This is a genomic window from Kitasatospora sp. NPDC058444 (assembly GCF_042721415.1).
GTDB lineage: Bacteria > Actinomycetota > Actinomycetes > Streptomycetales > Streptomycetaceae > Kitasatospora.
Genome location: NZ_JBHXLL010000067.1, coordinates 1 through 23751, shown reverse-complemented (window position 1 = coordinate 23751; position 23751 = coordinate 1). Strand labels below are relative to the sequence as shown.

General features: G+C 73.0%; 22 protein-coding genes. 15 read left to right on the top strand and 7 right to left on the bottom strand.

Annotated elements, in window-relative coordinates:
- Nucleotides 1-230: 230 nt before the first annotated feature.
- The gene (locus ACFWP2_RS37680) at nucleotides 231-995 is read left to right on the top strand and encodes a ZIP family metal transporter (RefSeq protein ID WP_380460268.1); all 765 of its coding nucleotides are present in this window, start codon (nucleotides 231-233) and stop codon (nucleotides 993-995) included.
- A 59-nt stretch (nucleotides 996-1054) separates the two neighbouring features.
- Here the strand turns inward: ACFWP2_RS37680 and ACFWP2_RS37675 are convergent, their stop codons facing one another.
- On the bottom strand, nucleotides 1055-1960 hold the full coding sequence (locus ACFWP2_RS37675; RefSeq protein ID WP_380460265.1) for a LysR family transcriptional regulator: 906 nt from the start codon (nucleotides 1958-1960) through the stop codon (nucleotides 1055-1057).
- Nucleotides 1961-2198: 238 nt separating this feature from the next.
- Here ACFWP2_RS37675 and ACFWP2_RS37670 point away from each other — a divergent pair, with 238 nt between their 5' ends.
- A complete protein-coding gene (locus ACFWP2_RS37670) occupies nucleotides 2199-3140 on the top strand; it encodes an EamA family transporter (RefSeq protein WP_380460263.1) in 942 nt (313 codons plus the stop codon).
- On the opposite strand, the gene ACFWP2_RS37665 is transcribed toward ACFWP2_RS37670, so the two are convergent.
- Nucleotides 3055-3612 (bottom strand): MarR family winged helix-turn-helix transcriptional regulator, encoded by a 558-nt coding sequence (locus tag ACFWP2_RS37665; RefSeq protein WP_380460261.1) that lies wholly within the window; start codon nucleotides 3610-3612, stop codon nucleotides 3055-3057. The genes ACFWP2_RS37670 and ACFWP2_RS37665 overlap by 86 nt on opposite strands.
- Nucleotides 3613-3779: 167 nt before the next feature.
- On the opposite strand from ACFWP2_RS37665, the gene ACFWP2_RS37660 reads away from it, so the two are divergent.
- A complete protein-coding gene (locus ACFWP2_RS37660; protein ID WP_360354303.1) occupies nucleotides 3780-4115 on the top strand; it encodes a DUF2218 domain-containing protein in 336 nt (111 codons plus the stop codon).
- Here ACFWP2_RS37660 and ACFWP2_RS37655 read toward each other — a convergent pair.
- Both ACFWP2_RS37655 and gabT read right to left on the bottom strand, forming a co-directional pair.
- Nucleotides 4085-4750 (bottom strand): phosphatase PAP2 family protein, encoded by a 666-nt coding sequence (locus ACFWP2_RS37655; protein WP_380460258.1) that lies wholly within the window; start codon nucleotides 4748-4750, stop codon nucleotides 4085-4087. The two genes, ACFWP2_RS37660 and ACFWP2_RS37655, sit on opposite strands and share 31 nt — an antisense overlap.
- A gap of 479 nt (nucleotides 4751-5229) precedes the next feature.
- Nucleotides 5230-6570, bottom strand: a complete 1341-nt coding sequence (gene gabT, locus ACFWP2_RS37650; protein ID WP_380460256.1) for a 4-aminobutyrate--2-oxoglutarate transaminase — start codon at nucleotides 6568-6570, stop codon at nucleotides 5230-5232.
- A 241-nt stretch (nucleotides 6571-6811) separates the two neighbouring features.
- Between gabT and ACFWP2_RS37645 the strand changes: the two genes are divergently transcribed.
- The 3 genes from ACFWP2_RS37645 (at nucleotide 6812) to ACFWP2_RS37635 (ending at nucleotide 12288) form a co-directional block, all read left to right on the top strand.
- On the top strand, nucleotides 6812-8914 hold the full coding sequence (locus ACFWP2_RS37645; protein WP_380460254.1) for an ATP-binding protein: 2103 nt from the start codon (nucleotides 6812-6814) through the stop codon (nucleotides 8912-8914).
- A 153-nt stretch (nucleotides 8915-9067) separates the two neighbouring features.
- On the top strand, nucleotides 9068-10636 hold the full coding sequence (locus ACFWP2_RS37640) for a PucR family transcriptional regulator (RefSeq protein ID WP_380460252.1): 1569 nt from the start codon (nucleotides 9068-9070) through the stop codon (nucleotides 10634-10636).
- A gap of 209 nt (nucleotides 10637-10845) precedes the next feature.
- Nucleotides 10846-12288 carry an aldehyde dehydrogenase family protein gene (locus tag ACFWP2_RS37635; protein WP_380460250.1) on the top strand — a complete coding sequence of 481 codons (1443 nt, stop codon included), beginning with the start codon at nucleotides 10846-10848 and terminating at the stop codon, nucleotides 12286-12288.
- A 134-nt stretch (nucleotides 12289-12422) separates the two neighbouring features.
- Here ACFWP2_RS37635 and ACFWP2_RS37630 read toward each other — a convergent pair whose 3' ends face one another.
- On the bottom strand, nucleotides 12423-13091 hold the full coding sequence (locus ACFWP2_RS37630; protein ID WP_380460248.1) for an NAD(P)-binding oxidoreductase: 669 nt from the start codon (nucleotides 13089-13091) through the stop codon (nucleotides 12423-12425).
- Between the two features lie 149 nt (nucleotides 13092-13240).
- On the opposite strand from ACFWP2_RS37630, the gene dxr reads away from it, so the two are divergent.
- The 5 genes from dxr to ACFWP2_RS37605 all read left to right on the top strand — a co-directional run bounded on the left by dxr (nucleotide 13241) and on the right by ACFWP2_RS37605 (nucleotide 18937).
- Complete coding sequence (gene dxr / locus ACFWP2_RS37625) at nucleotides 13241-14479, top strand: 1-deoxy-D-xylulose-5-phosphate reductoisomerase (RefSeq protein WP_380460246.1); 1239 nt, start codon at nucleotides 13241-13243, stop codon at nucleotides 14477-14479.
- A gap of 69 nt (nucleotides 14480-14548) precedes the next feature.
- Nucleotides 14549-15853 (top strand): M50 family metallopeptidase, encoded by a 1305-nt coding sequence (locus ACFWP2_RS37620; protein WP_380460244.1) that lies wholly within the window; start codon nucleotides 14549-14551, stop codon nucleotides 15851-15853.
- A 143-nt stretch (nucleotides 15854-15996) separates the two neighbouring features.
- Nucleotides 15997-17157 (top strand): flavodoxin-dependent (E)-4-hydroxy-3-methylbut-2-enyl-diphosphate synthase, encoded by a 1161-nt coding sequence (gene ispG / locus ACFWP2_RS37615; protein WP_224282510.1) that lies wholly within the window; start codon nucleotides 15997-15999, stop codon nucleotides 17155-17157.
- A gap of 230 nt (nucleotides 17158-17387) precedes the next feature.
- Nucleotides 17388-18263, top strand: coding sequence for a GNAT family N-acetyltransferase (locus ACFWP2_RS37610; RefSeq protein WP_380460286.1), 876 nt, complete (start codon nucleotides 17388-17390; stop codon nucleotides 18261-18263).
- Between the two features lie 122 nt (nucleotides 18264-18385).
- On the top strand, nucleotides 18386-18937 hold the full coding sequence (locus ACFWP2_RS37605) for a GNAT family N-acetyltransferase (protein WP_380460241.1): 552 nt from the start codon (nucleotides 18386-18388) through the stop codon (nucleotides 18935-18937).
- 61 nt (nucleotides 18938-18998) lie between these two features.
- On the opposite strand, the gene ACFWP2_RS37600 is transcribed toward ACFWP2_RS37605, so the two are convergent.
- Both ACFWP2_RS37600 and ACFWP2_RS37595 read right to left on the bottom strand, forming a co-directional pair.
- Entirely contained in the window at nucleotides 18999-19910 is a 912-nt protein-coding gene (locus tag ACFWP2_RS37600; protein WP_380460239.1) for an aminoglycoside phosphotransferase family protein, read from the bottom strand.
- Between the two features lie 54 nt (nucleotides 19911-19964).
- Entirely contained in the window at nucleotides 19965-20888 is a 924-nt protein-coding gene (locus tag ACFWP2_RS37595) for a ferritin-like domain-containing protein (RefSeq protein WP_380460284.1), read from the bottom strand.
- A gap of 282 nt (nucleotides 20889-21170) precedes the next feature.
- Here ACFWP2_RS37595 and rimP point away from each other — a divergent pair, with 282 nt between their 5' ends.
- From rimP to ACFWP2_RS37575, 4 genes are all read left to right on the top strand, one after another.
- Entirely contained in the window at nucleotides 21171-21710 is a 540-nt protein-coding gene (rimP, locus tag ACFWP2_RS37590) for a ribosome maturation factor RimP (RefSeq protein ID WP_380460237.1), read from the top strand.
- A gap of 55 nt (nucleotides 21711-21765) precedes the next feature.
- Nucleotides 21766-22767, top strand: a complete 1002-nt coding sequence (gene nusA, locus ACFWP2_RS37585) for a transcription termination factor NusA (RefSeq protein ID WP_360354326.1) — start codon at nucleotides 21766-21768, stop codon at nucleotides 22765-22767.
- Nucleotides 22768-22844: 77 nt separating this feature from the next.
- Nucleotides 22845-23138 carry a YlxR family protein gene (locus ACFWP2_RS37580; protein WP_380460235.1) on the top strand — a complete coding sequence of 98 codons (294 nt, stop codon included), beginning with the start codon at nucleotides 22845-22847 and terminating at the stop codon, nucleotides 23136-23138.
- A 229-nt stretch (nucleotides 23139-23367) separates the two neighbouring features.
- A partial coding sequence (locus ACFWP2_RS37575; RefSeq protein WP_380460233.1) for a translation initiation factor IF-2 N-terminal domain-containing protein occupies nucleotides 23368-23751 on the top strand: 384 nt, incomplete at its 3' end.

The window sequence follows — 23751 nt, the reverse complement described above, 5'->3', positions numbered from 1 at the left end:
TCCGGCGGCCCGTCCGGCGGGCGCCCGGACGGGCCCGGGCCGAGGCTGGGGGAACGGCTCCCGGTCGGACCCCGCACCCCGGGTGATCACCGCCGAACGGGCGTCCGGTACGGTCGGCGGTCGGCCCGGTCACGGGCGGATCCCAGGGGGAGAGGAATGGGCAGAACGCTCGGCGGACCACCCGGCGAAGGCCCCGGCCACCAGGCCGGAACCGGGACGGAGTCGGCCCGATGACCGCGATACTGGTCGCCGCCGCGGCGTTCCTGATGACCCTGATCGGCGGTTTCGTCGCCCAGCGCACCCGCGACCGCCGCCACCTGGTGCTCGGCTTCGCCGCCGGACTGATGCTCGGCGTCGTCGCCTTCGACCTGCTGCCCGAGGCGATCCACCAGGCGCCGGGCGAAGTCCACGGCGTCCCGCAGGCGCTGCTGATGTTCGCGGCCGGCTTCCTCACCATCCACGTGGTCGAGCGCGCGGTCGCCATCCACCGCGGCCACGAGGGCGAGTACGCCGCGCACTCCCACGGCCACCACCACGGGCACACCCACTCCGCCGGACGCCAGGGCATCGGGCTGACCGCCGCACTGGCCCTGGTCGGGCACAGCGTCATGGACGGCTTCGCGATCGGCGCCGCCTTCCAGGCCGGCACCACGGTCGGCACGGTGGTGGCCATCGCCGTGGTCGCCCACGACTTCGCCGACGGCTTCAACACGTACACGATCACCCGGCTGTACGGGAACAACCGGCGGCGGGCGCTGACCCTGCTCGCCGCCGACGCGCTCGCCCCGGTGTCCGGCGCGGCGATCACCCTGGCGTTCACCATCCCGGAGCACCTGCTCGGCCTCTACCTGGGCTTCTTCGCCGGCTTCCTGCTCTACCTGGCGACCTCCGACATCCTCCCCGAGGCGCACAGCCCGCACCCCTCGCGCAGCACCCTGCTCTGCACCGTGGCCGGGGTCGGATTCATGTGGCTGGTGATCGGCTTCGCCGGCTGAGGCGAGGGCCCCAGGAGGCCCGTACGAGGCCCGAACGGGCGAGCCGGCGCAGGGACCAGTCAGGCCGGAAGCCGCCCCCAGCACTCCCGCATCGAGGCCAGCGCCTCGGTGATGGCCGGCCGACGGGAGGCCTGGGAGCGCCAGAGCGCGAACACCCGGCGGCTCGGCTCCGGCGTCACCCGGCGGGCCGCCACCCCCGGCGGCAGCGGGCCCCGTCCGAGCCTCGGCACCAGGCCCATGCCCAGTCCGGCCGCGACCAGGGCGATCTGCGTCTCGAACTCCCCGACCTGGTAGCGCACGTCCGGCTCCTCGCCCGCCTCGCGCAGGGTGCGGACCAGCCAGTCGTGGCAGATGTTGCCCGGCGGCACGCTGATCCAGCGCTGCCCGCACAGCCGCTCCACCGGCACCGGGTCGAGGGCGGCCAGAGCGTCGTCGGCGGGCAGCAGCAGGTCCACCGGGTCCGTGCCGAGGTCCATCCGGGAGACGCCCTCCTGCACCGGCAGCGGCACGGTCGGCCAGTCCTGCACCAGCGCCAGGTCCACCTCGCCGCGGGCCACCAGCTCGGCCGCCGGGTAGGGGTCGCGCTCCAGCAGCCGGACGTCCAGCTCCGGACAGCGCCGCCGCAGATCGGCCAGCGCCCCGGGCATCAGCCCGCGGGCGCCGGACGGGAACGCGGCCACCAGCAGCCGCCCGACGGCCCGGCCGCGCTGCTCCTCCAGCCGCACCTCCGCCTGCTCCACCAGCCCCAGCACGGTCCGCGCGGTGACGGCCAGCTCGCGCGCCGCGTCGGTCAGCACCACGCCGCGGCCCTGCCGCTCCAACAGCACCGTCCGGGTCTCCCGCTCCAGCTTGGCGATCTGCTGCGAGACCGCCGAGGGCGTGAAGCCGAGCGCGGCCGCCGCCCCGCCGACCGAGCCGTGCACCGCCACCGCGTGCAGCGCCCGCAGGCGCCCCAGATCCATCATGCAGCGATCCTAAAGTGTCGCCTTCAGTATTCATCGCTGGTGCTACACGGTCCGGCGCCACCATGCTCGACCCATGACCGCGACAACCGCCGCCGCCCCGAGCGGCCGCACCAGCACGGGCAGTACCGGCACGGGCAGTACCGGCACGGGCAGTACCGGCACGGGCAGTACCGGCACGGGCACTGCCGGCAGTACGGGCAGTACCGACGGCACGGGAGGCCACGGAGCCCGGGGCGGCATGAGCCCGCGCCACATCGCCCTGGCCGTCCTGGTGGCCGCCGTCTGGGGCCTCAACTTCGTCCTGATCCACGTCGGCCTGGACAGCTTCCCCCCGCTGCTCTTCTGCGCCCTGCGGTTCGCCGTCGTCGCGGTGCCGGCGGTCTTCTTCGTCGGCCCGCCCCGGGTGGCCTGGCGCTGGGTGGTGGCGGTCGGCGTGGTCCTCGGGGTGGTCAAGTTCGGGCTGCTCTTCCTCGGCATGCACGCCGGGATGCCGGCCGGGCTCTCCTCCCTGGTGCTCCAGGGGCAGGCCGGCTTCACCGCGCTGTTCGCCGCCGTCCTGCTGCGCGAACGCCCCGGCGGGCAGCGGCTGGCGGGCCTGGCGGTCGCCTTCGCCGGCATCGCGCTGAGCGCCTGGGACCAGGGCGCGGGCGGACCGCTCGGGGCCTTCGCCCTGGTCGTCCTGGCCGCCGTCGCCTGGGGCCTGGCCAACGTGCTGACCCGCAAGGCCGCGCCGCCGGACGCCCTGCGCTGGATGGTCTGGGTCAGCGCCGTCCCGCCGCTGCCGCTGCTGGGCCTGTCCCTGCTGGTCGAGGGTCCCGAGGCGGACCTGCGCGCCCTGCGCGAGATCACCCCGGCAGGACTGGGGGCGATCGGCTACGTCGGGCTCGTCTCCACCCTGCTCGGCTTCGTCGCCTGGAGCTTCCTGCTGCGCAGCTACGACGCGACCGCCGTCGCGCCCTACTCGCTGCTGGTCCCGGTGTTCGGGATGTCCTCGGCCTGGCTGCTGCTGGGCGAGCGGATCAGCCCGACGGCCGCCGCGGCCGCGCTGCTGGTGGTCGCCGGGATCGGGATCACCGCACTGCGTCCGGGGGCCGCTACCGGCGTGGTGGCCCGGCTTCGAGGAAACGGGCCTCGGCCGAGCGCAGCACCCGCAGCAGCACCTCCTCGTCGGCGGGGCTGACCTCGCCGAAGTACTCCTGCGCCACCTCGTCCCGGACCTGCCCGATCCGCTCCACCGCCGCCCGGCCGGCCTCGGTCAGCAGGATCCGCACCGCCCGCCGGTCGGCCGGGTCGGGGCTGCGCTCGACCAGACCGGCCTCCTCCAGCGCGTCGACCACGGTGGTCGCCGAGCGCGGGGCGATGTGCAGCTTGTCGGCGAGCTCGCTCAGCCGCATCGCGCGGTCCGGCGTCTCGCAACCGGGCACGTGGGCGAGCATCCGCAGGGCCCGGGCCTGGCCGGGGGTGATGCCGTACGGCTCCAGCCGCCAGCCGGTCTGACGGCGGATCCGCTTGATCGCCCTGGTCATCGCGTCGGCCAGTTCGGCGGCGGTGCCGGCGGTGTCGGGGGTGCCAGGGATGCCGGCGGCGCCGGGGGTGCCGGGCCGGGGGTCGGGAGAGGGGTCCGCCGGTTCGTCGGTCGGCGTGGTGGTCATCGGCGGTCTCCTCGGCTGGCGTCCGCCCAAGGGTAGCCGTCGGTCCCGGGCCCGCCACCGGCGGCGGAGGGCGATCGCGGAAATATGTTGAGCCAAGCTCAGCATCTGGGTTAGCGTTGCCCCAAGTGAGGGGACCCTAAGTTCCCCTTCCCGACCTTGGAGGGCCCATGCCCCGCTCCGAAGCCCGCGTCGCCACCGACCGCCCGGGCCGTTACGCCAAGCAGCTCACCGCCCACATGGGGCGCAAGATCGAAGCCGTCTACTCCGAGGAGACCGGCCGCGGCACGATGGTCTTCGGCGCCGGCACCGCCACCCTGGAAGCACAACCCGACGCGCTGCTGCTCACCGTCGAGGGCGAGCGCGAGAACCTGCCCGGCCTGGAGGACGTCGTCGGCCGCCACCTCGTCCGCTTCGGCGCCCGCGACGAACTCGTCATCGAATGGCACCGGGACAACGGCGAGCCCGGCCTGGTTCACCGCAACGAGGAGGCCCCCGAGGCCTGACGCCCCCCGGAACCCGGCCGGGGCAGCCACCGGGCGAACGACCACAGCACCAGGACGGCCAGGCACCAGCTCGCCACCACGTCCAGCAGCCAGTGGAAGTCGCTCCACACCAGCCCCGCGCCCACCCCGAGCGACAGCAGCACCGCACCCGCCGTCAGCCCCCGGACGGCGCGCGGCCCCGCCACCCGGGCCAGCAGCAGCGCCGCCACCCCGTACGAGATCGTCGCCGTCGCCGTGTGCCCGGAGGGGTACCAGCCCCACTGGCCCGCCGACAGCGGCTCCCCGAGCGGACCCGGCCGGGCGAACGCCGACTTCGCCGGGACCACCAGCAGCGGGATCAGCACCGCCGTCAACGCCGCCACCGGCAGCGGCAGCCACCAGTGCCCGGCCCCGGCCCGCCGCCCCAGCCACGCGGCCAGTGCGCCGGCCAGCAGCAGCACCGGGATCGCCGGCACGCTGCCGCCCAGGTCCGACAGGAGGTGGCCGAGCCCGTCGAACCAGGCGCTCGGGAAATCCCGGTGCGCCGAACCGACCGCCCGGCGGACCGCACGGTCCACGCCGAGCAGCGGCCCGTCCGCCGCGACCTGCCAGGACACCACCACCAGCAGCAGCACCGCGACCACCGGCACGGCCACCGACCGCGCCGCCCGGCCCCAGACGGCGGACAGCCGCCCCGGAGCAGGGGGGAGAGCTCCGGGGCGGCTCTGATGATCGCCGTTCCGTGCGCCCCGGGGGGTGTGGGTCGGACGGTCGGTCGATCGGCCTTCGGTGTGCGCCGACCCTCCCGGGCCGGCCTGGTCGTCCTCGTGCGGCACCCGCGGAACCGGCCCCCGCAGGGGCCCCACGGACGGCCGCGCCAACGGCTGAGGCTCGCTGTCCATCTGCGATGACACTACGTCAACAGCCCTTCCACGCCGAGCGCCTTCAGCGATTCCCCACATCATCTTCACCCCGCGCGGGGCAACCTCCGGGGCGTCCCGTCGATCATGCCCGGACCGCCCGCACGGCACGCCGGAAACCGAACGGCCCGTGCGGACCAGAGGTCCCCACGGGCCGTTCAGCGCTGTCCGGACAACCCTCCGGCGGGGGTTCACGACCTGACGGGCGACACCGCTCAGAGGGCGGCGAACGCACCCTCCAGGATGTCCAGGCCCTCGTTCAGCAGGTGCTCCGGCATGACCAGCGGCGGCAGGAAGCGCAGCACGTTGCCGTAGGTGCCGGCGGTCAGCACGACCAGGCCCTCGGCGTGGCAGGCCTTGGCGATGGCCGCGGTGACCTCCGCGTTCGGCTCCTTGCCGCCCGGAACCACCAGCTCGACGGCGATCATCGCGCCGCGGCCACGGACCTCACCGATGATCTCGTACTTCTCCTGCATGGCCCGCAGGCGGCCCAGCATGATCTCGCCGATCCGCTGCGCCTTGCCGTTGAGGTCCTGCTCCTTCATGGTCTCGATGGCGCCCAGCGCGGCGGCACAGGCCACCGGGTTGCCGCCGTAGGTGCCACCCAGGCCACCGGTCTGCGCGGCGTCCATGATCTCGGCGCGGCCGGTCAGGGCCGACAGCGGCAGACCACCGGCGATGCCCTTGGCGGTGGTGATCAGGTCCGGGACGATGCCCTCGTCCTCGCACGCGAACCACTGGCCGGTGCGGCAGAAACCGGTCTGGATCTCGTCCGCGACGAACACGATGCCGTTCGCCTTCGCGAACTCCACGATCGCCGGCAGGAAGCCCTTGGCCGGCTCGATGAAGCCGCCCTCGCCCTGGATCGGCTCGATGATGATCGCGGCGACGTTCTCCGCGCCGATCTGCTTGTTGATGGTGTCGATCGCCTGGGCGGCGGCCTCGGCGGCGGCGTTCTCCGCACCGGTCAGCCAGCGGTACGGGTAGGCGACCGGCACGCGGTAGACCTCGGGGGCGAACGGACCGAAGCCCTGCTTGTACGGCATGTTCTTCGCCGTCAGCGCCAGGGTCAGGTTGGTCCGGCCGTGGTAGCCGTGGTCGAACACCACGATGGCCTGGCGCTTGGTGTAGGCGCGGGCGATCTTCACCGCGTTCTCGACGGCCTCGGAGCCCGAGTTGAACAGCGCGGTGCGCTTCTCGTGGTCACCCGGGGTCAGCTCGTTCAGCTGCTCGGCGACCGCCACGTAACCCTCGTACGGGGTCACCATGAAACAGGTGTGGGTGAAGTTGCCCAGCTGCTCGGTCGTCCGGGCCACCACGGCCTCGGCGCTGTTGCCGACGTTGGTCACGGCGATGCCGGAACCGAAGTCGATCAGCGAGTTGCCGTCCACGTCCTCCAACACGCCGCCGTTGGCACGGGACACGTACACCGGCAGGGTGGTGCCGACACCGGCCGCCACCGCACCCAGCTTGCGGGCGTGCAGCTCCTGCGACTTCGGACCGGGGATCGCGGTGACCAGGCGGCGCTCCTGCGGGAGCGGCGTTGCGGCGCTCATGGGGTTTCTCCAGACTTCTCGGCTCGGTGCTTCGCAGGCTACGGCCGCCCTCCCCACCCGGGCACGCGCCACTCGGTAGCAGTGCGCCGTCCGACTTGTCCGGCACGGCCAGCGCGGATGGCACGACTACCCGCAGGCCACGCTCCACTACCCTGAGCGCGGGCGTGTCGCCGGTACGGCGGCATGGGTATGGCGGCACCGACGGCGGTCGGGCCGGGCGGGCGAGGGAGCGGGGCCGTACATGGCACAGGACGGGGCACACCACCAGAGCGAGCGCACCACCACCAGACTCCCGACCCCCCTGCCCCACCAACGCCCCGGCGGGGGCGCGGACGGCTCCTTCGACCTTCCGGCGTGGGTGGCGATTCCTCGGCCGGAAGCGGCTCCCGGGATCTTCCGGCAGGGCTACAAGTGGACCGATCCCACCGAGGCGGAGGAAGCGAAAGTCCCCACAGGGCAGCTGCTGTGGCGTGCCGCCCTGAACCTCGTCGCCACTGTCGCGACGTATTACATCGGCACGTTCGTGCTCGTGTGGCTGGTGGGACTCCTCGGGTGGTTCGCCGGGACGTCGCCGGAGCAGTTCAATACCGTCCAGGTCCTCATCAACCTGATCACCATCAGTTGCGCGGCTGCTGTGTTCTGGCGCACCGGTCGGTGGCGTGAGGTCGCCCGCCGCTTCCTCACACGCTCCGGGTGGCGGAAGAACATCGCTCCGGTCCTTGCTCGGGCGATCACCCACGAGGGGCCCGCCCCGGCCAGGCCCGCCAGCGACCTCGAGTCGTCGCCCTTTGCCGACCCGTGGTTCGCCCAGCGATCGAATGGAGCGTTGGCGGCGGCCGAGAATCTGGATCGCGAGAAGGCGGGGGACGTCGACTACGTCCGCATCCAGCGGGCTTGGGAGTCCGCCCAGGCCGATGCTGTTTTCCTCCCCGCTTTCGTCGACCAGGTGCTCGCACGAGGAGCTGCAGCTTTCTCACACCCCTCGGAGGCCCGGGACCTGGTGACGAGGAGGGCCCAGCACGACCTGCTGGTGCAGCAGGTGCTTCTCGGCACGACGCAGGACGTGGTCAAGAACCCGCACGGTCACCGGTCGACCGGATTCGCCTTGGATCCGAGCGTCCTTGGCACGTCGCTGCTGGCCGTCGGTCCCGCCGGAACCGGCAAGACGGCTCGACTCGCTCGGCCTGTCACGGAGTCTCTGTGTCTCCAGACGTTGGCTGGGACGGCATGCGTCGTGGTGGTCGGCGCAGCGGACGCGGACCTTGGCCCGGACGATTGGTACGACGTGGTGATCGCACCGGGCGAGCCGGGTTCGGTCTACGGGCTGGACCTCTACGGAGCAACGCGGGATCCCGACGAGGCCGCTGCCAGACTCGCGGACGCCTTGCTGCCTGACGAACTGATCGCGCGTGCGGAGAGCACCCGGACAGCGCTTCAACAGGTGGTCGGACCGTTCAACACGGCCTACGGGCGCTATCCGGGGGTTCGTGAACTACGGGCGCTGCTCTCCGGGGAGCCGGATGTGATGGAACCGCTCGTCAAGGCCCTTCGGGCAATGGGTCGGCTGTCGGTCTACGAGCGGGACCTCGAGTACCGGCAGCGGCAGCAGGAGCGCGCCGACGACCCAGGGATCCTTCTTGCGGACCGCTTGGCACTACTCGACCGTCCGGCTTTCGAGGGGGCCTTTGCCACGGACGGTACAGGCCGTCTGCCATTCGCCATGCGAGCGCTTGACCACCCGCTCCGCGTTCGGGTGAAGCTGCCTGAGCGAAGCCACCCAGAGGCCGCTCGGATTCTCTCCCGTCTCGTGGTGGGACAGTTCGTGGTGGCGGCGGCCACCCGCGAGGACCGTTCGCTGTTCGCCGGTCTGGTGGTGGACGACGCGTCCGCCGCCCTGGACGCGAACACCGTTCGCGGCCTCCAGCGGATGCGCGGCGCCAATGCGGGTGCTGTGCTGCTGCTCCGTACCCTGATGGATCTGCCGGAATCGCTGAGGACTCCCTTGTTCGGAGCGGTGGGCTGCCGGATGGTCTTCCCCGGTATTGCACCTTGGGACGGGAAGTTCTTCTCGGAGGCGTGGGGCACACACGTCGTCCATGAGACGGAGGTCACCCACACCCCCGACACCTCCGGTGGCGTGATACGGCGGGCCGGGCGGATCGGGCGGAAGGCGTTGTCGGGGACGACGGCGCAGACGGAGTCGGTGACGACGCGGGATGTGGAGCGGTTGCGGTGGTCGCCGTCGGATCTGGCGCACGCGCTGCCGGCGGGGCATGCGGTGGTGTCGTTGACGGCGGTGTCGGGGGAGCAGGTTCCGCCGTTGCTGGTGGATCTCAGGGGGTGATGGCGGGCTGCCGGGGAAGTCGCCTTCGAGGTGGATTCGGCAGTGCGGGTTGTCCGGGGCGTCCATAATGAAGGGGAGAGACCCTCACCAGTCCCACGTCCCTCTCCTCGCCCGGCCGCAACGGCGCGGTCAGGTCGATCCTTCGAAGGTGCCATGCCCCCCACACTCGCCTCCGTCGTCCGCAACACGTCGCTCCATCTGACGGTCCTCGCCGGTGCGGATCACCTGGAGCGGCCGGTCCGCTGGGTGCACACCAGTGAGCTGGACGACCCGACACCGTTCCTGGAGGGTGGTGAGCTGCTGCTCACCACCGGTATCAAGCTGGGCCGTACGGCGGCGCAGCTGCAGGCGTACGTGCACCGGCTGGCCGATGCGGGGGTGGTCGGGCTGGGGCTCGGGGTGGGGTTGTCGCACACCGAGGTGCCGCAGCCGCTGGTGGACGCGGCGGCGCAGCGTGGGCTGCCGCTGTTGCGGGTGCCGGAGCCGACGCCGTTCATCGCGATCAGCAAGGTGGTGTCGGCGGCGCTGGCCGCGGAGCAGTACGAGGCGGTGACGACCAGCTTCGAGGCGCAGGAGGAGTTGACCCGGGCGGCGCTCGGCAAGGACGGTACGACGGCGGTGGTGCGTCGGCTGGCGGCCCGGCTGGGGGGTTGGGCGGCGCTGTACGACGGGTCGGGCGCGCTGTCGGTGGTGGCGCCGGACTGGGCGGCGCGCCGGGCGGGGCGGCTGGCGGCGGAGGTGGACCGGCTGCGTCGGCGGCCGGCGCCGTCGAGTGCGGCGTTGCAGGGGCGTGCGCCGGGGATAGACACGGCGGACGAGGACTACGTGGTGGTCCAGTCGCTGGGGGCGGACCGGCGGGCCCGGGGTTTCCTGGCGGTCGGGACCGAGGACCGGATCACGCCGACCGAGCGGTACGTGTTGAACGCGGCGGTGGCGCTGCTGACGCTGACCCTGGAGCGTTCGCGGGAGCTGCGGCAGGCCGAGGAGCGGATGGGCGCGGCGCTGCTGCGGATGGTGCTGGCCGGTGAGGTGGCGACGGCCCGCCAGGTGGCGGTGGGGCTGTTCGGGGGGATGCCGGAGGGGACGGTGCGGGTTCTGGTGGCCGGGGCCGGGCCGGCGAACGGGGATGCCGCGGAGGCGCTCGGGGAGCTGGGTGACCGGGCCGAGCAGGCGGGCGCCCGGGTGGGCGAGAAGCTGCTGGTGGCGCGGGAGGACGGCGCGCACGGGCCGCGGCTGATGGTGCTGGCGCTGGACAACGGTGCGGTGCACCGGGCCTGTCTGGGCGCGGTGGAGGAGCACGAGGGCCTGTCGCTGGGCGTGTCGGCGCCGGCCGCGTTGGAGGAGGCCGGGACGGCGCACGCGCAGGCCGAGCGGGCGCTGGCGGTGGCGCTGCGTGGTGGCCGCCGGTCGGTGGACCACGAGGAGGTCGGCGCGGGGTCGCTGCTGCCGCTGCTGGGCGAGGACGCGGTGACGGCGTTCGCGGAGGGGCTGTTGCGGCCGCTGCGGGAGCACGACCGGACGGCTCGCGGGGATCTGGTGGCCTCGTTGCGGGCGTGGCTGTCGCGGCACGGCCAGTGGGACGCGGCGGCGGCGGACCTGGGGGTGCACCGGCACACGCTGCGCTACCGGATGCGCCGGGTCGAGGAGCTGCTGGGCCGGTCGCTGGACGACACGGACGTGCGGATGGAGCTGTGGCTGGCGTTGCGGTCCGGCGAGGAGTGACGCGCCGCGGTGGCACGTGCGGCCCCTGGCTGGGGCCCGGCCGTGCACGGGGCCCGGTGCGGCCGTGCCCCGGTAGGACGCGGTGGAGTGGCCCCGGGGGCGAACGCTCCTAGTCGGCCAATCCGGTCGGTGCGTCGCCCCGCCTACCCTCAAAACCGGGTCCCACGTCCGTGGGCCGTAGGACAGACGAGGAGAGGGCCGGTACCACGGTGACCACCACGTACGATTTCTGGCTCGCCGGCCGCCGGGCGAGCGGTGACGCCGACTTCGAGGTGCACAACAGCTGGGACGGCCGTCTGGTCGGCAGGGTGAGCATCCCGACCGAGGCTCAGGTCGAGGAGGCGCTGGACGCCGCCGTGGCCGCGCTGCCGGTGTTCGCCGCCACGCCGGCGCACCAGCGTGCCGCCGCCCTGGACCACGTGGCGAAGCGGCTGACCGAGCGCACCGAGGAGCTCGCCCAGCTGGTCAGCGCCGAGAACGGCAAGCCGATCAAGTGGGCCCGCGGTGAGATCGGCCGCGCGGTGTCGGTCTTCCGCTGGGCCGCCGAGGAGGCGCGCCGCACCAACGGCGAGACCATGCGCCTGGACACCGACCCGGGTGGCGTGGGCCGCTTCGCGGTGGTGCGCCGCTTCCCGCGCGGCGTGGTGCTGGGGATCGCCCCGTTCAACTTCCCGCTGAACCTGGTCGCCCACAAGGTCGCCCCGGCGATCGCGGTCGGTGCCCCGATCATCCTGAAGCCGGCTCCGTCGACCCCGCTGTCGGCGATGGTGCTGGGCGAGATCCTGGCCGAGACCGACCTGCCGGTCGGCTCCTGGTCGATCCTGACCGTGCCGAACGACCGGATGCCGGCCCTGGTGCAGGACGAGCGCCTGCCGGTGATCTCCTTCACCGGTTCGGACAAGGTCGGCTACCAGATCATGGACTCGGTGCCGCGCAAGCACTGCACCCTGGAGCTCGGCGGCAACGCCGCGGCCGTGGTGCTCGCCGACTGGTCCTCGGAGGCCGACCTGGACTGGGCGGCCACCCGGATCGCGATGTTCGCCAACTACCAGGGCGGCCAGTCGTGCATCTCGGTGCAGCGGGTGATCGCCGACGCGTCGGTGTACGACGCGCTGGTGGAGAAGGTCGTCGCCAAGGTCCGCGCGCAGGTGACCGGTGACCCGAGCGACGACGCCACCGACGTCGGCCCGCTGATCGACGAGAACGCCGCGAAGCGTGTCGAGTCCTGGGTCGAGGACGCGGTCGCCAAGGGCGCCAAGGTGCTCACCGGCGGCACCCGTGAGGGCGCGACCTACGCCCCGACGGTGCTGGCCGACCTGCCCGAGGACGCCATCCTGGCCAAGGCCGAGGTGTTCGGCCCGGTGCTGTCGCTGCACAAGGTGGACGGCGTGGACGAGGCCTTCGCGGCTGTCAACGACTCCGCGTTCGGTCTCCAGGCGGGCGTGTTCACCCACGACCTGCAGACCGCCTTCTGCGCCCACCGGGAGCTGGAGGTCGGCGGTGTGATCATCGGCGACGCGCCGTCCTACCGTGCCGACCAGATGCCGTACGGCGGTGTCAAGGACTCCGGTGTCGGCCGTGAGGGCGTCAAGTACGCGATGGACGACTACACCGTCGAGAAGGTCATGGTCCTGACCGGCCTCGACCTCTGAGCGACTGAGCGACGTCGTAGCGGTGCCGTAGTGGTGCCGTAGCGGTGCTGCGGCAGGAGGGCCCGGTTCGCCGAACCGGGCCCTCCTCGCGTTGGTGCCCCGGGGGCCCCGGGCCCGTCGGGTTCCCCGCGGGCTCAGCCGTCGTGCCCGGCGGCCGCGGCGACCGCCTCCGCGACGGCGACGTTCCCGGAGACCAGTTCCAGGGTCAGGCCGGCGGTGCCGGGTTCGTGCAGCAGGGCGGCCAGGACGGCGGCCACGTCGGCCCGGTCCACCGCGCCGCGGTCGACCGAGGGGGCGAGTCGGACGAGTCCGGTGCCGGGGCCGTCGGTGAGCCGCCCGGGGCGCAGCACCGTCCAGTCCAGGCCGGTCCGGGCCCGGACGGCGTCGTCGGCGGCACCCTTGGCCCGCAGGTAGGTCTCGAAGACCTCGTCGGCGGGGTGGCGGGCCTCGGCGTCGGCGCCCATCGACGAGACCATCAGGTACCGGCGGACCCCGGCGAGTTCGGCGGCGTCGGCGAGCAGTACGGCGGCGTCCCGGTCCACGGTGTTCTTGCGGGCGGCGCCGCTGCCCGGTCCGGCGCCGGCCGCGAAGACGACCGCGTCGGCACCGGTCAGCAGTCCGGCGAGTTGCGTGGCGGTGGCGGCCTCCAGGTCGAGCAGCAGCGGCTCGGCGCCGGCGTCGACGAGGTCCTGGGCCTGTTCGGGGCGGCGGATGATTCCGCCGGGGCGCTCGCCGCGGGCGGCGAGCAGCCGTTCCAGCCGGAGCGCGATCTGTCCGTGGCCTCCGGCGATGACGGTACGCATGGTTCCGACGGTAGCCCGCGACGGGCGGCTCGGCCCGGGGAATCCGGCAGAAGGCCGCGGAAGCCTGTGGAAGCCCGCAGAAGGCCGCGGAAGCCCGCAGGAGCCCGCGGAAGTCCGGGGCGGTGCCGCGGAGGGGACACAATGGGCGCATGACTTCGCTCGCCCACCCGCAGCTGCGCTTCACGCCCACCGTGGCGGACCCCTCCGGCCCCCGGGAGCTGGTGATCCTGGGTTCCACCGGCTCGATCGGCACCCAGGCCATCGACGTGGTGCTCCGCAACCCGGACCGCTTCCGGGTGGTCGCCCTGTCGGCGGCGGGCGGCCGGGTGGAGCTGCTCGCCGAGCAGGCGGTGCGGCTGGGCGTGCACACCGTGGCGGTGGCCGATCCGGCGGCCGAGCCGGCGCTGCGCGAGGCGCTGGCCGCGAAGGCGGCGGGCCGTCCGCTGCCGACCGTGCTGGTGGGCCCGGACGCGGCGACCGAGCTGGCCGCCCTGGAGTGCCACTCGGTGCTGAACGGCATCACCGGTTCGATCGGCCTGCGGCCGACGCTGGCCGCGCTGGAGGCGGGCCGGGTGCTGGTGCTGGCCAACAAGGAGTCGCTGATCGTCGGCGGTCCGCTGGTGAAGGCGGTGGCGAAGCCGGGCCAGATCGTGCCGGTGGACTCCGAGCACGCCGCGCTGTTCCAGGCGCTGGCCGGCGGCACCCGGGCCGAGGTGCGCAAGCTGGTGGTCACCGCCAGCGGCGGCCCGTTCCGCAACCGCACCCGTGAGCAGCTGGCCGGGGTGACCCCGCAGGACGCGCTGGCGCACCCGACCTGGGCGATGGGCCCGGTCGTCACGATCAACTCGGCCACCCTGGTGAACAAGGGCCTGGAGGTGATCGAGGCGCACCTGCTGTACGACGTGCCGTTCGACCGGATCGAGGTCGTGGTGCACCCGCAGTCGGTGGTGCACTCGATGGTGGAGTTCACCGACGGTTCGACCCTGGCCCAGGCCAGCCCGCCGGACATGCGGATGCCGATCGCGCTGGGCCTGGGCTGGCCGGACCGGGTGCCGGACGCCGCTCCCGCCTGCGACTGGACCAGGGCCGCCACGTGGGAGTTCTTCCCGCTGGACGACGAGGCCTTCCCGGCGGTCGAGCTGGCCCGTGAGGTGGGCTCGCTGGGGGGCACCAACCCGGCGGTCTTCAACGCGGCCAACGAGGAGTGCGTGGAGGCGTTCCTGAAGGGCCGCCTCGCTTTCACCGGAATCGTGGACACTGTTGCCAAGGTCGTGGCCGAGCACGGTCAGCGGGACGGCGCCGCGGCGGGAACTTCCCTGACGGTGGAGGACGTCCTGCACGCGGAGGACTGGGCGCGCGCCCGGGCCCGCGAGCTGGCGGCCGGCTGACGGTCGGCCGATGGCCCAGATTGCGGTAGGACGAGACGATGAGCGGAGCGGCATGACGGAGGACCAACGGTGGCAACGGTTTTGACGGTGGTCGGCATCCTGGTCTTCGTCATCGGGCTGCTCATCTCGATCGCCTGGCACGAACTCGGCCACCTCTCCACGGCCAAGCTGTTCGGCATCCGGGTGCCGCAGTACATGGTCGGCTTCGGCCCGACCCTCTGGTCGCGCCGGAAGGGCGAGACCGAGTACGGCATCAAGGCGATCCCGTTCGGCGGGTACATCCGGATGATCGGGATGTTCCCGCCGGGTGAGGACGGCCGGATCACCAAGCGCAGCAGCTCGCCCTGGCGCACCATGATCGAGGACGCCCGCGAGGCCTCCTACGAGGAGATCCAGGAGGGTGACGAGCAGCGGCTCTTCTACACCCGCAAGCCCTGGAAGCGCATGATCGTCATGTTCGCCGGGCCGTTCATGAACCTGATCCTGGCGTTCGGGCTCTTCCTGACCGTCATGATGGGCTTCGGCGTCAACATGAGCGTGCCGACGGTCAGCTCCGTCGAGAAGTGCGTGGTCAAGGCGGGCCAGCCCAGGGACACCTGCCCGGAGGGCGCCCCCCAGACCCCGGCCGCCCAGGCCGGACTGAAGGCGGGCGACAAGATCCTCTCCTTCGACGGGGACCGGATCGACAGCTACGCGCAGCTCCAGGCGGACATCCGCGAGTCGGCCGGGAAGAGCGTGCCGGTCGTGGTCGAGCGGGGCGGGGAGCAGCTCACCCTCAACCCGACCATCGCGGTCAACGACGTCCAGAAGTACGACGGCAACGGCGTCCCGCTCAAGGGCCAGACCGTCGAGGCCGGGTTCCTCGGATTCACCCCCGCGAGTGGTGTGGTCCAGCTGGGATTCGGGCAGTCGCTCGACCGGATGTACGACACGGCCGAGAACGGGGTGAAGTCGCTCATCGCCCTGCCGGGCAAGATCCCGGGGCTGTGGAACGCGGTCGTCGGCGACGCCCCGCGCGACCCGGACTCGCCGATCGGCATGGTGGGCGCCGCCCGGGTCAGCGGCGAGGTCTTCTCGCTCGACATCCCCGGCACCCAGCGGATCGCGTTCTACGTGAACCTGCTGGCCGGCATCAACCTGTCGCTCTTCCTCTTCAACATGCTGCCGCTGCTCCCGCTGGACGGCGGGCACATCGCCGGCGCGGCCTGGGAGGCGGTCCGGCGCCGGTTCGCACAGCTGTTCAGGCGGCCCGACCCGGGCCCCTTCGACGTCGCCAAGCTGATGCCGGTGGCGTACGTGGTGGCCAGCATCTTCATCGGTTTCACCCTGCTGGTGATGGTCGCCGACCTGGTGAACCCGGTGAAGATCAGTTAGGGCGTTCGGGTACCACGGGTGTGCTGGGCGCCATGGCGGTGCCGTACCGTGGAGGCCGGGTGCGCGATCGTCAGCGCGCCCGGCCTCGGCCGTGTCACGGCCGGGCGGTCGACCACACCTCAACCCCGGGGAACCCTGCGCACATGACCGCGATCTCGCTCGGTATTCCGTCCCTGCCGCTCAAGCCGCTGGCCAAGCGTCGCTACTCCCGGCAGATCATGGTCGGCAACGTTCCGGTCGGCGGCGACGCCCCGGTGTCGGTGCAGTCGATGACCACCACGGTGACCGCGGACGTCAACGCCACGCTGCAGCAGATCGCGGAGCTCACCGCGTCCGGCTGCCAGATCGTCCGGGTCGCCTGCCCGTCGCAGGACGACGCCGACGCGCTGCCGATCATCGCCAAGAAGTCGAAGATCCCGGTCATCGCGGACATCCACTTCCAGCCGAAGTACGTCTTCGCGGCGATCGACGCCGGCTGCGCCGCGGTGCGCGTCAACCCGGGCAACATCAAGGCCTTCGACGACAAGGTCGGCGAGATCGCCAAGGCCGCCAAGGACGCCGGCATCCCGATCCGGATCGGCGTCAACGCCGGCTCGCTGGACAAGCGCCTGCTGGAGAAGTACGGCCGGGCCACCCCGGAGGCGCTGGTCGAGTCGGCGCTGTGGGAGTGCTCGCTGTTCGAGGAGCACGACTTCCGCGACATCAAGATCTCGGTCAAGCACAACGACCCGGTCGTGATGATCAACGCCTACCGCCAGCTCGCCGCCGCGTGCGACTACCCGCTGCACCTCGGCGTGACCGAGGCCGGGCCGGCCTTCCAGGGCACCATCAAGTCGGCGGTCGCCTTCGGCGCGCTGCTGGCCGAGGGCATCGGCGACACCATCCGGGTCTCGCTCTCCGCCCCGCCGGCCGAGGAGATCAAGGTCGGCAACCAGATCCTGGAGTCGCTCGGGCTGCGTGAGCGCGGCCTGGAGATCGTCTCCTGCCCGTCCTGCGGGCGCGCCCAGGTGGACGTCTACAAGCTCGCGGAGGAGGTCACCGCCGGGCTGGAGGGCATGGAGGTGCCGCTGCGGGTGGCCGTCATGGGCTGCGTCGTGAACGGTCCGGGCGAGGCCCGGGAGGCCGACCTCGGGGTCGCCTCCGGCAACGGCAAGGGGCAGATCTTCGTCAAGGGCGAGGTCATCAAGACCGTTCCGGAGTCGAAGATCGTCGAGACCCTGATCGAGGAGGCGCTCAAGCTCGCCGAGCAGATGCAGGCGGCGGGCGTCGAGTCCGGGGCGCCGACCGTGGTCGCCGGGGAGTGACGGGGCGCGGGGAGCGAACCCCGCGTGCTCGCGCGGGAGCGATCCCCGCGTAGCGTGTACCGACAGCCGTCGGCTGTCCTGACCGTACGGGAGCACCCGTGCGGTGCTTACCGGAAGCGGGGCCGTCCGTTCGCGGACGGCCCCGCGGCCGTAGCCGGGTGGGGCCACGGAGTAGGGTGCGGCCAGAGTCGTCTCAGTGAGGTGCTGTCTCGATGCTCGATCGAGGTGTGATGCTCCCGAGCTCCTTCCAGGCCGCCCGGGCCCTGGCCACCACCCGCGTGCTGGAGCCGCCGGACCTGCCGGAAGCCCTGGAGATCCTCCACCGCGATCCGGTCGCCAACGCGTTCGTCGCGACCAGGGTCGAGGCTGTCGGACTGGACCCGTGGCGGCTCGGCGGCGAGCTGTGGGGCTGGTACGACGGGGACGGGGCGCTGGGCGCGCTCTGCTACGCCGGGGCGAACCTGGTCCTCGTCGACGCCGGGTCGGAGGCGGTCGCGGCGTTCGCGGAGCGGGCCCGCCGGCAGGGGCGGCGCTGCTCCTCGATCGTCGGTCCCGCGGCGGCCACGGCGGCCTTCTGGGCGCTGCTGGAGCGCAGTTGGGGGCCGGCCCGGGAAGTGCGGGCGCACCAGCCGCTGTTGGCGACCGCGGTGCCGTCGGCGGAGATCGCGCCGGATCCGCTGGTGCGCAGGGTGCGGCCGGCCGAGCTCGAGGCCCTGATGCCGGCGTGCGTGGCGATGTTCACCGAGGAGGTGGGGGTGTCGCCGCTGGCGGGGGACGGCGGGCTCCTCTACCAGGCCCGGGTGGCCGAACTCGTGTCCACCGGGCGGTCGTTCGCGCGGTTCGGAGAGGACGGGCAGGTCGTCTTCAAGGCGGAGATCGGGGCGGTGACGGAAGGGGCCTGCCAGATCCAGGGGGTCTGGGTCGCTCCGGAGCACCGGGGGCGGGGGCTCTCCGAGACGGGGATGGCGGCGGTCCTGGAGGTCGCGTTGCGGGAGGTGGCGCCGGTGGTGTCGCTGTACGTCAACGACTTCAACCTGCGGGCCCGGGCGACGTACCGGCGGGTGGGGTTCCGGGAGGTCGGGGCGTTCATGAGTGTGCTGTTCTGAGACGGGGCGGGTCCGGGTCGGGACGGGCCGGGGCGGGGCCGGTGGGGGACGGTGGGGGACGGGCGAGGCACTGTTGGGATCTTCGGCCGCGCCGCGGGGCCGCGGGTAGTAACGTCCGGAGCATGGATCAGCTGACCGGTGTGACGATCGAGGCCATCGACCTCGCGGCCTGGGCGCCCCAGGCGCTGGAGGTCCAGGCGGTGGCCTTCGGGCTGACGCCCGAGGAGGTCGCGGTACGGCTGCACATCGTGGGGCGGCACGCCCAGCAGCCCGGGGTGATCGCGCTGGGGGCGATGAGCGGGGGGCGGCTGGTCGGGTTCGGGTACGGGATGCCCAACCGGCGGGAACACTGGTGGAGCACCGTGATCGAGCCCTACCTGACCGCCGGGGGGTACGGGGACTGGCTGGACGGGGTGTTCGCCGTCACCGAGCTGCACGTGCTGCCGGAGTTCCAGGGGCAGGGGGTCGGCTCGCGGATCATCCGGACGCTGTGCGAGGGGTCGGGCCTGGAGCGGAGCATCCTCTCGGCGATCGACGCGGAGACCCCGGCGCGGCGGCTGTACCGGGCGCTGGGGTACCAGGACCTGGCGCGGGCGGTGCAGTTCCCGGCGACGGACCGGCTGTACGCGGTGATGGGGGCCCGGCTGCCGCTGCGGGGAGCTGCCGGGGTGTAGGCCCGGTGTGGGTCCGGCGCAGGTCCGGTGCAGGCCGGCAGGCCTCGCAAGGGCCTTCCGGTCAGAGGGAGTTGGCGAATTCGAGGTAGAGCTCGGCGTCCTCGCGGCGGTCCGCGGCGAGGGCGCGGAGGGCGAGGTCGACGGCGCGGAAGAGGGTCCAGCCGTGGAGGCGTTCCCGGTCGACCTCGAGGGACTCGGAGAGCCGGCCCAGACGGCGGCGGGCGGCGGCGGGGGCACCGGGGGAGCCGACCAGGGTGTCGGCCCGGTCCAGGGCGAGGCGGGCCAGGTCGTAGGCGCGCTCGCCGGCCAGCGGGCGCGGGTCGATGGCCAGCCAGGGGGACCGGTCGGCGGCCAGCACGTTGCCGTGGTGGAAGTCGCCGTGCAGGAGGAAGGACTCGTCGGCGGAGTCGGCCAGGTTCCGGGCGGTGTCCAGGGCCTCGGCGACCAGCTGCCGCGCGTCGGCGGTGCCGAGGCGCTCCGCGAGGTCCGCGGTGGTGGCGATCCGTTGGTCGACGGCGGGGAAGGGGTGGCCCTCGGGGAGCTCCGTCCAGAGCCGGTGCAGCAGGCTGGTGGCCTCCAGCATGGCCTTCGGCTCGGCGAGGGAGCGCAGCGGGATCCCGCCGTGGAGGCGTTCGAGCAGGAGGACGCCCTCGGCGGGGGCGGCGTCGAGGAGGAGGACGGCTCCGCGGCCGGCCCAGTGGGTGAGGGCGGCGTGCTCGGGGGCGGTCTCGGGGGTGGGCAGGCCGACCTTGAGGACGGCGGGGGAGAGGTCGTCGCGGTGGACGTACGCGACGAGGCTGAGGCTGCCGCCGGGGTCGAGGGTCCGTTCCGGGGTGAGGTTCCAGGCGGCGAGGTGGGTGGCGGCCTTGGCGGGGAGGGTGGCGAGCCATTGGCGGCCGGTCTCGCCGTGGGTGGCGGTGACGGTGTTCGTCAGCCAGGTGGGGACGGTGAGGGTGGGTTCGGATCCCGACATGGGTCCATTGTCGGGGTTTGGGGTGGGGGTGCGCGTGGGTGCGGGCGCCGGGGGTCAGTCGGGGATGCCGGGGAAGGGGGTGGCGGGGGCGCCCCAGCGGTGGGCGCGGAGGGTGGATTCGCGCAGGGCGGTGGCGGTGAGGAGGCGGTAGGGGGCGGGGATGGTGGCGATCAGGTCGGCGTAGGTGGTGGTCAGACGGGTTTCCAGGTGGACGGCGAGTTTGGTGGCGTCGGTGGGGGAGGTGACGGGGAAGGGGAGCTGGTAGCCGCCGGCGGCGGGGGTGGGGGCGGCGGTGAGGGTGGTGAGGAGGCGTTGCCAGGTGTCGCGTCGGGCCTGGTGGGCGGCGTGGGTGGTGCGGGCGTCGGTGCGTTGGGGGTCGTCGGGGAGGTGGGCGCCGACGACGCCGTAGCCGTAGACGGCGGCGTGTTCGGCGCTGAGGGCGGTCTGGAGGGCGGGGACGGCGGCGGCTCCGGTGGCGGGGGTGCCTTCGGTGCCGGCGTCGGGCGTCTTGACCGGGGTCTGGTCGCCGAGGGCCGTGGCGTGCAGGGCGTTGCAGGCGGAGACGGAGGCGAGCAGCCGGGCGAGGGCCGGGCTGACCTCGTCGAGGTCGTGGAGGTGGGCCTCGGCGGTCCGGTGCTCCTGGAGGGCGAGTTCGGGGAGGGTCGGGAGGGAGCGGGACGGGGTGCTGGTGGGGGAGGGGCTCGCGGTCGGCAGGCCCTGGGCGAGTTCGGCGCGGTGCCGGACGACGTCGTCGCGCAGCGGCTGGAGCAGGGCGGTCTGGGCGCCCGGGGCGGCGAGCAGGCTGTCGTAGGCGCCGAGCAGGAGGTCGGTGGCGGCGACCGCGCGCAGGCGCACCGGGGTGTCCGGGTCGCGGGTCGGGGTGGGGCCGGCGCGCCGGTCGCCGACGGAGGCGGTGCAGGCGGTGAGGGTGGTGAACAGTCCGAGGGCCAGGAAGGTCCGTCGGCTGGGCGGCTGCATCGGGGTCACTCCGGACGGGTACGGGAGGACGGCCTCCCCGCCTGCCCTCGTTGGCGTGAATGATTACAGAATCCCCACGTTCCCGGGCCCGGTTCGGGGATGCGGTGCCGGGTGTGAGGTTGCTCGCAGTGGGTGGTGTGCGAGCGCCCGGCGGAGGTCAGGAATCGGTGGTTGGGGGCTTGACCGGATAGGCTTTGGGCCGAGCTGCCGTGATCCGGTGTGGCACCGGGGGTACGCGGCGACCTTCTGACAACAGCAGACGCGGCCGAGGAGTCCACCCGGATGAGCACCACCCACACCGACCGGCTGCGAGCGTTGCTGGAGCCGCTGGCCGAGCAGGCCGGACTGGATCTGGAGGACGTCAGGGTCACCCGGGCGGGCAGCCGCCGGCAGGTGCAGATCGACGTCGACACCGACGGCGGCGTGGACATGGACACCATCGCCGAGTTCAGCCGGGTGGTCGGTGAGGCCCTGGACGAGTCGGACCTGATGGGGGACGACGCGTACCTGCTGGAGGTCGGCTCGCCGGGTGCCGAGCGTCCGCTGGTCCTGCCCCGGCACTGGCAGCGCGCCGAGGGTCGGCTGGCCAAGATCCACCTGGAGGACGGCGGGGAGATCGTCGCCCGGGTGCTGGAGGCCGACGAGGACGGCGCACTGGTCGAGGTGCAGCCGGTGAAGGGGCGCGGCCGCCCGAAGGAGCGCCGTCTGGCGTACGCGGAGGTGGCCCGGGCGCGTGTCCAGGTCGAGTTCAACCGCAAGGACGACGACGAGCTCCTGGACGAGGCCGCCGACTTCGACGAGGGGGAGGACGGCGCCGAGTGACCCGCGGGTGCCGTACGACCATGACGAACGTGACGAAAGACGAGGAGGCGTAGCCGTGGACATCGACATGAGTGCCCTGCGCACGCTGGTCAACGAGAAGAACATCCCCTTCGACCTGCTGGTCGAGTCCATCGAGTCCGCCCTCCTCACCGCGTACCACCGCACCGAGGGCTCGCGCCGCCGGGCCCGGGTGCACCTGGACCGCAAGAGCGGCCACGTGACCGTGTGGGCCATGGAGGACCCGGCGGAGCTGGACGAGGGCGTCGAGCCGAAGGAGTTCGACGACACCCCGAACGGCTTCGGCCGGATCGCGTCCAGCATCGGCATCCAGGTGATGATGCAGCGCCTGCGCGACGCCGCCGACGACCAGACCTTCGGTGAGTACGCCGGCAAGGAGGGCGACATCGTCACCGGTGTCGTCCAGCAGGGCAACGACCCGAAGAACGTGCTGGTCGACATCGGCAAGCTGGAGGCCATCCTCCCGCCGCAGGAGCAGGTGCCGGGTGAGGACTACCGGCACGGCACCCGGCTGAAGTGCTACGTGGTGGCCGTGCGCCGGGGTGTGCGCGGTGCTTCGGTGACGCTGTCGCGCACCCACCCGAGCCTGGTGAAGAAGCTGTTCGCGCTGGAGGTCCCGGAGATCGCGGACGGCAGCGTGGAGATCGCGGCGATCGCCCGTGAGGCCGGTCACCGGACCAAGATCGCGGTCTGGTCGCGCCGTCAGGGCCTGAACGCCAAGGGCGCCTGCATCGGCCCGATGGGTTCCCGGGTGCGCGCGGTGATGGGCGAGCTGCACGGCGAGAAGATCGACATCGTCGACTGGTCCGAGGACCCCCGGGAGATGGTGGCCGCCGCCCTGTCGCCCGCTCGGGTGACCAGCGTGGAGATCGTGGACGCCGCCCAGCGCTCCGCCCGGGTGATCGTTCCGGACTACCAGCTGTCGCTGGCGATCGGCAAGGAGGGGCAGAACGCCCGCCTGGCCGCACGCCTGACCGGCTGGCGGATCGACATCCGGCCGGACACCGAGGGCCAGGCCGAGGAATCGCAGGCCCGGTAATCAGTGTTGTCCTGGACGGTCCCCGTCGGTCCTTCGGGATCGGTGGGGCGGCGCCATGTCGCTTCGGAGGGGTAGACTTGCCTTCGTCTGGCCGGACGCACGTCCGGGCACGCCCGGAACGCACCTGCGTGGGCTGCCGCAAGCGCGCGGCCAAGCACCAGCTGTTGCGTGTCACGGCGGTCGAGGGCGAGTGTGTCCCTGACCCCCGTGGCGCACTCCCGGGCCGGGGCGCTCATCTGCACCCCGATCCGGCCTGCCTCGACCTCGCGGTCCGCCGTCGGGCGTTCCCCCGGGCCTTCCGGCTCCAGGGCGCGCTCGACACCGAGCGGCTCCGCGGGTTCATCGGGGAGCGGGCGGGCGAAGCCTCGTAGCAGGGCCGCCTCCCGCGACGGCCGCCGCTCGCGCGGCGGAGAACCACCGCAACAAGCACAGCGTTCGGGCAGCCGCGCGCCGTGCCACCAGTCAGGTACCTCGCGATGTGGAAGTAGGTCGAGATTGCGATGAGCACTCGATGAGTACGCGATGAGTACGCGATGGGTACGCCCATGAAGTAGCGACAGTCCGGCGGACGAGACCCCCGGACTCATAGACAGGAGTGAAGTGGCTAAGGTCCGGGTTTACGAACTCGCCAAGGAGCTTGGCTTGGAGAGCAAGGCCGTCATGGCCAAGCTCACCGAGCTCGGCGAGTTCGTCCGTTCGGCGTCCTCGACGATCGAGGCGCCGGTCGTGCGCAAGTTGACTGACGCGCTTGGTGTGTCCCCCACCGGTGGTGGTTCCGCTGCCAAGCCGGGCCCGCGGAAGACCGCGGCGCCCTCCCCCGCCGCCGGCTCGGGTGCCCCGAAGCCGGGCGCCCCGACCCCGGGTCCGCGCCCCAGCGCGACCCCTGGTCCCCGTCCGACCCCGGCTGCCGCCGCGCCTTCCGCGCCGGCCGCCCCCGCCGCCCCGAAGCCGGGCGGGCCGACCCCGGGCCCGCGCCCGGCGGCG